11 protein-coding genes are annotated in these 12,164 nt (G+C 36.0%); 4 read left to right on the forward strand and 7 right to left on the reverse strand.

Going from position 1 to position 12,164, the window contains the following annotated elements:
* The first annotated feature begins 63 nt into the window (after positions 1-63).
* From MTZ49_RS03755 to MTZ49_RS03770, 4 genes are all read left to right on the forward strand, one after another.
* A complete protein-coding gene (locus tag MTZ49_RS03755; protein WP_264747055.1) occupies positions 64-762 on the forward strand; it encodes a CatB-related O-acetyltransferase in 699 nt (232 codons plus the stop codon).
* Between the two features lie 15 nt (positions 763-777).
* Positions 778-1,470 (forward strand): GNAT family N-acetyltransferase, encoded by a 693-nt coding sequence (locus MTZ49_RS03760; RefSeq protein ID WP_264747056.1) that lies wholly within the window; start codon positions 778-780, stop codon positions 1,468-1,470.
* 85 nt (positions 1,471-1,555) lie between these two features.
* Positions 1,556-1,714 (forward strand): hypothetical protein, encoded by a 159-nt coding sequence (locus MTZ49_RS03765; RefSeq protein WP_264747057.1) that lies wholly within the window; start codon positions 1,556-1,558, stop codon positions 1,712-1,714.
* 112 nt (positions 1,715-1,826) lie between these two features.
* Positions 1,827-3,278 carry an anion permease gene (locus MTZ49_RS03770; RefSeq protein WP_264747058.1) on the forward strand — a complete coding sequence of 484 codons (1,452 nt, stop codon included), beginning with the start codon at positions 1,827-1,829 and terminating at the stop codon, positions 3,276-3,278.
* A 50-nt stretch (positions 3,279-3,328) separates the two neighbouring features.
* On the opposite strand, the gene MTZ49_RS03775 is transcribed toward MTZ49_RS03770, so the two are convergent.
* The 7 genes from MTZ49_RS03775 to MTZ49_RS03805 all read right to left on the reverse strand — a co-directional run bounded on the left by MTZ49_RS03775 (position 3,329) and on the right by MTZ49_RS03805 (position 12,155).
* Entirely contained in the window at positions 3,329-4,570 is a 1,242-nt protein-coding gene (locus MTZ49_RS03775) for an NADH-quinone oxidoreductase subunit F (protein WP_264747059.1), read from the reverse strand.
* An 11-nt stretch (positions 4,571-4,581) separates the two neighbouring features.
* Complete coding sequence (locus MTZ49_RS03780; protein WP_264747060.1) at positions 4,582-6,231, reverse strand: FAD-binding protein; 1,650 nt, start codon at positions 6,229-6,231, stop codon at positions 4,582-4,584.
* Positions 6,232-6,239: 8 nt separating this feature from the next.
* Entirely contained in the window at positions 6,240-6,881 is a 642-nt protein-coding gene (locus tag MTZ49_RS03785; RefSeq protein ID WP_264747061.1) for a 4Fe-4S dicluster domain-containing protein, read from the reverse strand.
* Between the two features lie 264 nt (positions 6,882-7,145).
* Positions 7,146-9,671: an autotransporter outer membrane beta-barrel domain-containing protein gene (locus MTZ49_RS03790; protein ID WP_264747062.1), complete on the reverse strand. Its 2,526-nt coding sequence runs from the start codon at positions 9,669-9,671 to the stop codon at positions 7,146-7,148.
* A gap of 192 nt (positions 9,672-9,863) precedes the next feature.
* Entirely contained in the window at positions 9,864-10,154 is a 291-nt protein-coding gene (locus tag MTZ49_RS03795) for a hypothetical protein (RefSeq protein WP_264747063.1), read from the reverse strand.
* 399 nt (positions 10,155-10,553) lie between these two features.
* Positions 10,554-11,609 carry a ferritin-like domain-containing protein gene (locus tag MTZ49_RS03800; RefSeq protein ID WP_264747064.1) on the reverse strand — a complete coding sequence of 352 codons (1,056 nt, stop codon included), beginning with the start codon at positions 11,607-11,609 and terminating at the stop codon, positions 10,554-10,556.
* A 294-nt stretch (positions 11,610-11,903) separates the two neighbouring features.
* Positions 11,904-12,155: a type II toxin-antitoxin system Phd/YefM family antitoxin gene (locus MTZ49_RS03805; protein ID WP_264747065.1), complete on the reverse strand. Its 252-nt coding sequence runs from the start codon at positions 12,153-12,155 to the stop codon at positions 11,904-11,906.
* Positions 12,156-12,164: the final 9 nt, after the last annotated feature.

Consider the following 12,164-nt stretch of genomic DNA (forward strand, 5'->3'; position numbering starts at 1 on the left):
TTATTTTGCAATACAGATAATAAATTCACCCTTTACTACTCACTCCCAATATTAGGTTTTTATATGTTTTTTAAAGGACATTATTGGAAAAAATGGATAAGAAAACACCGTTGCAAATTAGCAGGTGGCTTATCTTCACTCCATAAAAAGACAACGCTTATTCTAGAAGAACACGTAGAAATAGGCCATGTCACTATCAAATCACCTCAACTAGCTATTGGTGCTTTCACCTATATAAGAAGTGATAGCCAATTACTTTTCGTAAAATCTATTGGTCGATTTTGTTCTATTGCTAATAACGTTTCTATTGGCAATCCTAAAAAGGTTCACCCAACGAACTGGGTAAGTATTCATCCTTTTCAATATGATACAGATAGCCCACATCATTATTACCCTGAAGTAATTGATACTGTTATTGGTCACGATGTATGGATTGGTGAAAATGCCACTATCTTAGAAAATGTAACTATTGGTACAGGTGCCATTATTGCAACAAGTGCTGTAGTCACTAAAGATGTTCCACCCTATGCTATTGTAGCAGGCAACCCTGCCAAAATAGTTAAGTATCGCCATACTGAAGAAATTTGCAAACAACTATTAGATAGTCAATGGTGGGAATATCCTGTAGCCACATTAAAAACATTACCATTAAATAATCCAGAAATCTTTTTAAGTAATATAAAAACTCTCTCAAAAGATAAAGCATGTTATAAAAAAATTGAAATTACCCATTCAAGTTGTAAAGAACTTTCCACAGAATAATATTAGGTATAAATCATGTCAGCTAAACTAAATGAATATGGACAACCTATTGGTATAGAGGTTATAGATTGGACTCCCCGAGAATTCCCAAGTACCCCTTTACTGGTAGGCAAATATTGTCAACTTGAGCAATTAAATGTTGAAAAACATGCTAATGACTTATTTGCTGCCTATCAAACAGCAACTGACGGAAGAGATTGGACATATTTACCTGCTGAACCACCTCAAAACTACACCACATTTTGTGATTATTTGACTAAATTAGTAACTACTAGCAATCAATATCACTATGCCATTATCGATATTAAAACAAATAGAGCATTAGGAACTATTGCATTAATGCGACCAGACACTATTAATGGCTCTATTGAAGTAGGTTATGTAACTTTTTCCCCTTTACTGAAAAAAACACGTATTGCTACAGAAGCTCAATACTTACTTATGTATTATGTTTTTGATGATTTACAATACCGACGCTATGAGTGGAAATGTGACTCACTAAACGAACCCTCTAAAACAGCAGCTCAGCGGTTAGGTTTTAAATATGAAGGTACATTCAGACAAGCAGTTGTATACAAGTCCCGCTCTAGAGATACCTGTTGGTTTTCTATCATTGATAAAGAATGGGGCGAACTAAAAGGTCGTTTTGAAAAATGGTTAAATAAAGAAAACTTCAATCAAGATGGTACTCAAAAAAATAAGCTATAACGTTATAAACTTATTAACAAGCAAGGAATAGTAAACTACAAATCAAATTTTATTATTCATCCTCTTACTCTGGCGAATAGATTTAGTGAGCAAACAAGTTTCAAAAACTGCTCCAAAACATGATACAACAGCACCTTACTCTATAGATTTAGGTATTAATAATTTAGAGGCTATTCTTTATACCCAACACAATTATCGAAGAAGGTATACCCAATTAATATTAGCTCTTCCTATAAAAGAATAGATAGTTTTAACTATAATTAAATAGCCACTTCTAATAATAATGGGTAATAGCAATAATTCTTAATGTCTACATAATAACTACATATTTATTTTGTAGTTATTAGGCATTTCCCATGAAAAAAGTTATCTCCTCAGTTTGCCCTATTTTAGTAACACTGATAGTTTTGTTATGCCCTGTACCTTCTGGTCTAGCCCCCCATGCATGGTACTTTTTTGCGATTTTTCTTGGTTGTGTGATTGGGCTTATTTTAGAACCTTTACCAGGAGCAGCTATTGGTTTAATTGGTGTTGCTGTTATAGCATTATTTGCTAACTATGTACTGTTTAGTCCTGCACAACTGGCTAATCCTGAATTTGAATCAGCAAAAAATGCTTTTGCATGGGCTGTATCAGGTTTTACTAACTCCACTGTATGGCTTATTTTTGGTGCTTTTATGTTTGCACTGGGCTATGAAAAAACAGGACTGGGTAGACGGATTGCTTTATGGCTAGTAAAAACATTGGGGAAACGTAGCTTAACATTAGGCTATGCAATTATGATAGCTGATACTGCACTTGCTCCATTTACACCCTCTAATACCGCACGTAGTGCAGGTACTATTTATCCTATTATTAGTAACCTACCACCATTATATGATTCAAAGCCTAATGATCCTTCCATGAAAAAAATAGGCACTTTCTTAATGTGGACGGCTATTGCTTCTACTTGTGTTACTAGCTCCTTATTTTTAACAGCCCTTGCCCCTAACTTACTGGGTCTTAGTATTGCAAGTAAAACAGCAGGCGTTACTATAACTTGGATGGAATGGTTTACTGCTGCTGCGCCTGCTTGTATTTTACTACTAATAATCACGCCCTTTTTATGTTATATCCTATGTCCACCAGAAATTAAATCTGGTGATGCAATTCCTAGCTGGGCCGCTGAAGAACTTAAAAAACTAGGTTCATTAACACGCAACGAAATTTTATTGTTAGTGTTTGTAGTAGTTGCCTTGTTATTATGGATTTTTGCAGAAAAAATCATTAATGCTTCTTTAGTAGGTATCCTCGTCATCTGTGCCATGCTGATATGTAGAATTATTACATGGGATAACATTTTATCGAATAAAGCTGCATGGAACACCTTTGCATGGTTCGCTACATTAGTTGCTCTAGCAGATGGATTAAGTAAAGTAGGCTTTGTTGCATGGTTTGGTAATTTAGTTGGTGATCATATAAATGGTTTCTCGCCAATAATGGTAATGGTTATTCTAACCTGTGTGTTTTATCTTCTACACTACTTCTTTGCTAGTACTACTGCCCACACCACTGCATTACTACCTGTTATTTTAGGTGCGGCAAGTCATATTCAAGGGCTTGATATGCACACCTTTGTATTAATCTTATTACCGACATTAGGCTTTATGGGTATTATTACCCCTTATGGTACTGGCCCTAGCCCTGTATATTATGGTACTGGTTATCTACCTAGCACGTTATGGTGGCGTTTAGGCCTTATCTTTGGTCTATTATTCTTGGCTGTTTGGCTAATTGTTGGAATACCTTGGATATTGCTTATTAATTAATTTTCTTATAAAAAAGGGTCATTTATGTGACCCTTTTTTTATAACTAAAACTAATCTATTAGTTGTTGTTGATACTCTTGATAAAATTGTTTTAAAGAGCTACTTACCACAGTAGCAGCACCATCAATCAAAGCACAACGGCCACTACCTGGTAATAATGAACAAAGACTTTCTAATGCTCGTAAATCTGTTCTAAGGCCAGAACCTGTATCAATGCGACGTAACAATCGAGCTAACTGATAAGTACCCGTTTTACAAGAAGTACATTGCCCACAAGAACCTGCCGCAAAAAAGTCTACATATTCTGCAACTTTACGAACAATACTTGTTCCTTCTGAAATCACAATCATCGCACCAGTACCAAGGCTTGACCCTTTTTCTTTTAAAGAGTCAAAATCCATATGTACATCTAAATCAGCCGTTGTAAGTAACGTATTAGAAGGGCCACCAGTAAATACAGCTTTAAAATGGGATGAGGTTAACATACCGCCACCATAGGTAAATACTAACTCACGTAATGTAGTTCCCATAGGTAGCTCATATAATCCAGGTTTTAATACATCACCAGAAAGCGAATACAATTTAGTACCTGAAGCATTACCAATACCTAATTGGTTATACCACTCCGCACCATTCTTTAAAATATGGGGCACTGTAGCAAAAGTTTCCACATTATTAATAAGGCTAGGTTTACCAAACACACCGCTCTCAAAGGGATAAGGTGGCTTTTCACGAGGAAATGGAAAACCCTCTTCAACGCTTGAAATAACTGCTGTTTCTTCACCACCAATGTAAAGTCCTGAACTTTTAACTACCTTTAATTCGATAGGTCTTTTTAGATAAGCAGCTACTTCACTAAGCAAACTACTGATCTGCCATTGCTCAACGGCTTTTTCCATAACCGCCAATGCTTCAGCCTGATGAGGATTAATATATAAATACACATGATTAGCTTGCACAGCCACAGCAGCAATCAATGCCCCTTCTATAATTTGATGAGGTGTTGCTTTTAATAAATAACGGTCTTTAAATGTACCAGGCTCATCTTCATTACCATTACATAAAATATATTTATCAGCACTTTGCTGATCAGCAATCGCTTGCCATTTACGGTAAGTGGGAAAACCAGCGCCACCCATACCACGTAAATCTGCTTTTTTAAGGGTATCAATAATTAACTCTGGTGCTTTTAAAGCCTGTTTTAAACCATGTCCACCATGATCGCTAAGCCACAGATTAAGATCTGCACCAATACAGGTTTTGGTAGATAACAATATAGGTTCAAATATCATTTCATTACATCCTAGCGATTGTTATGGTTATTATTTAATGATTGACTAGCACGTCCCCGTAAATTAATTTCACGATGGAAATCAAAGTTTCCATACTCGGGGAACAAAATAGGTCCATAAACATTGGTAGGCAAACCAGATAAAATCAGTTGACGTTGCCAATTATATAAATGAAATAATCCTACTTTAGGTGCAGGGTGTTGGTTTGCTGTTAACGCAGCATGCTCACCGGCTCGACGACCAAAAGTAATAATCTCTTGTAGCGCATTACCCATCATACGATTACGGCCATGAATACCGCCCGTCATTTCGCCCACACAGTACAAACCAGAAACAGTAGTTTGACCATTCTCATCAATGACTACACCACCGTTTTGATAATGCAAAGTAGGGCGAACCATTATAGGTTCAACTGTTAAATCAATATTACATTGTTTACCCAAATGGCTTAAACTCACTAAACGTTCCTTTAAAATACCTGGATTACGTCGTTCTAAATCTGGCACATCAAGAAATACACCTACTTTACCTTCACGCTCTATCCCTCGCCCTTCAGCACATTCTCTTAAAATAGCCGCTGAAACAATATCACGAGGTAATAATTCATCAATAAAACGCTTACCCTCGCCATTGATCAAATAAGCGCCAGCAGAGCGAGCAGCTTCTGAAATAAGCCCACCAAAACGAAAAGAGGGCCAAGCAACACCCGTTGGGTGATACTGGAAAGAATCAATCTCTCGTAATTTAGCCCCTATACGGTAGGCTAACACCAAACCATCAGCAGTTGCACCATAGTGATTAGAAGTAGGAAAATCATTTAAATGTAAACGTCCAGTACCACCTGTAGCTAAAATAACTTTACTGGCCCTTACCAATACAAAACGATGGGTACTTAAATCATAAATAACACCACCTACACAATTGCCATCTTCATCTGACAACAACTCCACCAATGGGCAGCGGTTCCATACATTAATCCGTTCATCTAATTCTACGGCTTCTCGCAATACACGCATCATTTCTACACCCGTATAATCTTTAAACGATAAAATACGTGCGCGCGTTGCACCACCTGGTTTTTTTCTTAATAATTTACTGCCTACAAAATCACTATTCTCACGATCAAAACTCATGCCCTGTTCAATCAGCCAACGAATAGTATTAGGTGCAGAAATAGCTAACTGTGCGACAAGTTTTTTATCAGCGCATAAATGTCCTGCTTTTAGCGTATCTTCAAAATGAATTTGTGGACTATCATCCTCACCAATGGCTGCTTGAATCCCACCCTCAGCCATTACCGTATTACTATCACCAATTCTTAACTTAGTAGCAAGAATTACTGAGCGGCCTTTCGCTGAAACCTCAAGCGCAGCAGCACAACCTGCTCCACCTGCACCAATAACCAATACCTCCGTATTAACCACAATTGCCCCCGCTAAATTAGCATCAGTAATTGGAGCATTGCTTTGTAGTAACTTAGCTAAAGCAGTGGGACAAACATCCCCTTTATTAGCACCTACTGTTAAAGATATAGTACTTCCTTGCTGATAATCAGGATGGTATTGTTTAAGTAATAATTGCTTATCTCCCAACTCAGGGGGAGCTGCATAATCTGCTTGCTTTAAATTAGCTAATGCTTGTTCGTATACTATGCCTGACATAATTCCCCCTAGTTAATTTCCGCATCAATATCAATAGTCATTTCACCAGATTCAATCTGATGCAAACGATGCAATAAATCACTTGGGCGTAACGTCACAGCTGTTGTTAAACGCCTTATATAAGTTCCTAAATGATTAGGTGAGATCATCTCAGGGCAAGCAATGGTACATAAGTTACACATAATGCACTCATTAAAAATAGTAGCTGCATTTAAATCACCTGCTGCTGCCATATTAACGCCCTTTTGCACTTCAAGGTGTTTAGGGCAAGCATTATCGCAACCGCCACAATGTCTACAATGCTTAGCTTCAGGAAATACTTCATTAATTCGCTGTAGTATGTGCCAAGTTTTTCCTTCCCAATCATTTGTGGTATACACATGTTGACGGCTGATTGGTAAATGGTCTAAAAAACTAACCTGCAACCCTTCTGCTACTTTAGCTTCGCAGGCTAAAGCAGCAGTTACTGTCTTTTCACCTTCATGCCTAATTAGAACGCGACAAGAGCCACATACACCTTGCCCAGCACAGCCTATATTATCTATAACTGGCTCGCCAGATTGCATAACCGCTTCTAAAATAGAGCTTCCTTCATCTGCTTTTAATTGTTGTCCATTAACTATCAAACTAATACACGTATTTTCTTTCATAATGATCCTAATAATGAATCAGCTATTTCTTTGTTATTTCATTACTATAACTCATGCAGCCTAATAGAAATAGATAGCCATATTACTTAGCTATGCTGATTACAGAAAAAGTTAGACTAATTGTGTAGTTTTATTATTTATATTTTTTACAATTAGGAAAAGATTTAATAAAACATAATAAGATCTCTAAAAATCCCATTATGTTTTTTTAACAATACTTTGTATAAAAACTATTCCATACAAGCTCAGATAACTTATAAAACCTTACCAGTGATAGTTTACATTCAATTGGCCAGTATAACGTTCAAAGTTATTTGATCCCCACTCACCACCCATGTGAGCTGCAACACTCCAACTATCATTAATACTACCCTGTAAACCTATTTTAGTTTCTAAGCGACTTCTTGGTGTACCATCATGCTGTGAATCACCATTAAATTTGAGTTGGTTTTTTGCAGTACTATTAATATAGTTAACCTCAACAAAAGGCTCTACCGTTTTTTGGGTAACACCACGCGCACTCATCCTAATACCTGAACGAGAAGTTAAACCACTTGCTTTATTAGCTGTAACATACAAATTATTTTTATCCCTTAAGTTATCCGCATCATAAAGGTTATAAGTTAACTGCAACTGTGGTGTCATAATTACTTGATAGTCAGAAGTTGTACCTAAAGGAATACCATAACCAACTTCTACAGAATTACTCAATAAGTTACTACTATATCTTTTAGTAGCTACCTGCGATTCGCCTGAAACCTCATTACGATACCAAGCTAACTGGCTCCAAGTATCTATATATAACCCCAAGTCAGTGTCTTGGTTTTCAAACCAAGTACCATAAACACCTGCACTATAACCTTTTACTTTACCATCCACCTTAGTTCTTGTTAAACGTGACGTTGTGGTATTTTCAAAATCCCCATAACCAGCCATTACACCAAGGTGTAAATAACCATCATTAATATTTAATAGGGCTAAATCTCCACCCATCTGCATCATATAAGTACGGTTACGATTACTAAAATTACTATGCACACTGCGATAGCTACTATGGCTTACTTTAGCTCTTAACCAGAATAATCTTTTAGAAGCATCATTATCAAAATCATTAGCAGACACTAAACGATCATATAATGATTGCTGAAACATCTCTGTAGCGGCTGTTTGGTTAGCTAAGTAAGCACCAATAGCAGGGTTATAGATTACTTGTCCGCCAGAGCCACCTCCATATGGATTATAAAAGCTAGTTAAATACCAGTTTTCATTAGTTGTACCTTTATTTAATAGATACTCATATGCCCCAGAAGTTAATGGTTTACCTAAAGCAAAAGCATTACTTGATGAACTGCCTTGCACCTCAACAACCTTAATACCATCACCTGTTGTTAATTGTCCTAAGCTTGGGGCTGTAGGCGTTATAAATACCTTTGTTGCACCTGTGCCTGTTATCACATCACCATTAACGATTAATAGATCACTGGTTCCTTGGCCACCATTACTTGATCCATCATCTAGTAATGTATTTAAATAAAGACTTCCGCCATTAGAAACATAATTACCATTAATGGTTAATGTATCTCCTATTAGCGCATTATCGCCCAATGGGTTTTTATTGGTTAGGTTGATAGTGCCCGCATTATTAAATGTGGCCACATCAAAAACTGCATGGCTTGTAGTGCCATCTAAATTTCTATTACTGAACTTGATAATACCTGCATTATTAAAAATACCATTTGTTGTACCAATGGTATTAACAATTGTAGCTTTACTACCTGAGCTAAAGTTTTGTAAATCTAATGTACCGCCTTGGTTATTAAAAACAACATCGCTACCACTAATAGTAGAATAACCAACGATTGTTCCACCATTATCTACAATACTTTCACCGCCTGTAGTCTGGCTTAAAATAGCTAAATCATTATCTGAACTAATTTGACCATAATTAGAAATATGGGTTTTACCATCTGTAGTAGTCAGCTTAAGGCCAGCAGAATTAGTACCTGATGCTCCTTTAATTGATCCACCCGTAATATTAATAATATTATCGCCAGCACTTGCCGTACTATCTATAGCAATACTATTTTGTCCAAATACATTAATATTTCCACTATTTTCAATATAGTTAGTCTTGCCTATAACCAACAATCCTGAAGAGTTATCTCCACCTGTAATATTTATTAGACCTGCATTATTAACAATAGCAGTACCATTATTTGCGTCTACTCTAGCTCCAATATTAACTTTTGTACCTGAAACATTAATATTGCTATCTTCTGTAAGTGAAAGTACTGCGGTACCATTGAAAGCTTCAACTAAAACAGCTACTGTTTGATTGGTTAAATTAGTTAAATTAACTGTAGCTCCAGTAGTTATTTTAGCTGTCTTACCTTGACCATCGGTTCTGGTATAAATAGCTGATGAGCCATAATTAGAACTTACTGAACTAATAATACGGGTATCCTTATCCACCTCAATCTCTAAATCACCATAATTAGGGCTATAGCCTAAATTACCATTAACGCCACCAAAACTTATCCAGCTACGGTATCTTCCAACATTAACCCAATTTTGGCCCTCAATAGTAACCCCTTTGACTACCATTTTAGTGAGCGCACCATCCGATGCTTTAATTGATGCGTTAGTATCCCCACCCTCATAAGTAATAACCGTTCCATCTGGACTTAAACTTGAGGTAGGCGCTGCGGCGTATGATAATAATGGATAACTAATTAAACCAACAAACGAGATAGAAAAATTAACTAAACTCCAGTACTTCTTTGTAAACACGTAAAAACCCTTTACTACTAAAAATATTCCATACTTTAGTATATAAACTTTATAGTCTAATTGCACTAATCATTTATAATTAGAACTACTTAAATTTTCTAATTAGTTAGTATTATCAAAAGTTATTATTTTCTAAAATTACCATACAAACTTTGCATTTGGCTAGTTTATATCCACTAGCCCTTAAACAAATTACTTTCTTTCAAATTCCGTGATTGAGGGATTTAGTTCTTCAAATAAACTATAAACATCATTTAATAATAGTGAAGTAGCTATAGATAATGCTGAAGCACTTGTACTTGTTATGGTTTTAAGTTCGTGTAACTCTTCCAATAAATCAATAACGGCTTTTAACCTTGCAGTTGCACATTCATAGATAGCATCACGGGATGCATTAGCGTCGTAATATAAAACATTCTCACTATTGCCCTGAGAGCCATAGTTTAAAGGAAGAAAATGGGGAGAATTAGTTGGTTTGCTCATCGGTTTAGCTCCTGCTTACGTTAAGCCACCCCTCTTACCTCTTAGTAATAATGGGTGGCGGGACTGTGCACAGGTTGGCGGACCGAAACGAGAGAATCGGCACACTCCGTAGAGTGTCCCGTACACAGCCCGCCATAAAAATTAAGCGCGAGCCGTGCTACCCGCAACTAATAAGATTTAGTCACGGTCTCTCGTTAATGGGCCGCCAAGCCCATACTATAGATTTGCTATAGTTCTCTCATTGTAGAACTAGCTAATTGATGGAGCAAGTTTTTTGTTTTAGAGAATTGATTTCTGCAAAGCTTAAAATTTATTACTCAATAAAAAAGAGCATCCATTAATTTTTTGAAAAAGGGTATTTTTGACAGTAGCACTAACAAAAGTAAATTTTCATATATCTTACAGATGCTTGCTCGGTCTATTTGTATTGATATCTTCTAATAAAGTTATCGTATCAGTAATAATTTGTTGATATGTTTCTTCTTCATCCTTGATAGTTGAATCTAACCATGGTGCATAGTGGTGTTTAGTACGATTGGTGATTAGACCATTTTTTTGTAATGTTTTTGCCAATTGGTAAAACATTCTTCCTGAGTCTGTTTGCTCACCTAAGTGATATTGATTGGTTACTTTTGTTGCTTGTGCTTGGTCAAATCCCAACTCTTTATAAAATTGTATAATTTTTTCAGGTGCAAAGGCAGATTGCCAAAATTGATTAAAACAATACCATGCCCAATCTTCGGCCTCATCTCGATCACTTTTGTTAAGTGTATCTAGCTGCTGTAGCCAGTCAATACCAAATTTATGATGTGAGGCTTCATCAGACATAACGAGTCGGCAAAGTCTTTGTAATGCTGGGTCATTAGCTTTCCTTGCAAAATAAGAAAGGCTCGACATACCCAAGCCCTCTAAAATAACTTGAACACCAACTATTTGTAAGTGTACTCGTGGCGCATTGATTATTTTATTTAAAAGATTTTTATAGACTGATCTAATGGGTACTGGCACTTGAAAACGATGTTTTATATATTGATTGAAACCAGAAATATGCCTAGTCTCTTCTCTTGCTTGGTTAAGCGCATATTCAACAGCACTAAAATTAGCTAACATTTTTGACAAATTAACACATGCAAAAGTAGCCGCTTGCTCAGCATAGAGCATGCCCGTCACCATTTTTGCTACATAGGTATTAATATATAATAATTTTTGCTCAGTATTTAAAATATTACCCAAAGGCCCCATTAACTCAGGGAAGTCTGCCTCTTGCAAAAGCGTTTGCTTTTGAAAATCAAAACCATTAGAGAGATCTAAATAAGCACTATCTTTAGGATTCCAATATCTTTTATGGGTATTGCTTAGGTAGCTATCAAATGCATTAAGTGCATGACTAAAATGAGGATTCTCAATAATATCTGATGAATTAGCCTCTTGTTCTTTTTCAAAAAATATATTCACTTTTAGAACCTTAATGCATGATAAATATAGATGGTTATAACTATACTATAGATTTGTCGGTTATCATTGTAGAAATAACTACTGCTAAAAAGCAACAAAAGCAACAAAAGCAACAAAAGCAATTACAAATGTAAGTTCTCACAATTGCTGAAATATTCAGCACCTGTTTTATAATGGTTGTAGCAATTCTTGAGATTTTCTCACTTATCCGCCAATAAACAGATTTTGTTACCTGCTTTATGCAATCTCACATAACCTGAAATTGCTTGAAAAGGGTTATAAAACATAATTAATTTATTCAATTAAATTATGTTCTGTAACGTTACCTCTTTCTATCTCATTAATAGCTTCATTTAACTTTTTAGCATTTTCAGGGCTAGACATTAGGTATAGTGTTTCTTCATATCCTCTAAAATCATTTAAACCCATAATTACTACTGGTTTACCATTTGATCTATTAACTAATACTGGCTGATGAGTATCATTTACTCTATCTAAAATTTCTTCCATATTGGTTTGAAATGTTGGGTAACTCATTTTTTCCATTAGTCCCTC

It is taken from the genome of Entomomonas sp. E2T0, from assembly GCF_025985425.1.
Classification (GTDB): Bacteria; Pseudomonadota; Gammaproteobacteria; order Pseudomonadales; family Pseudomonadaceae; genus Entomomonas.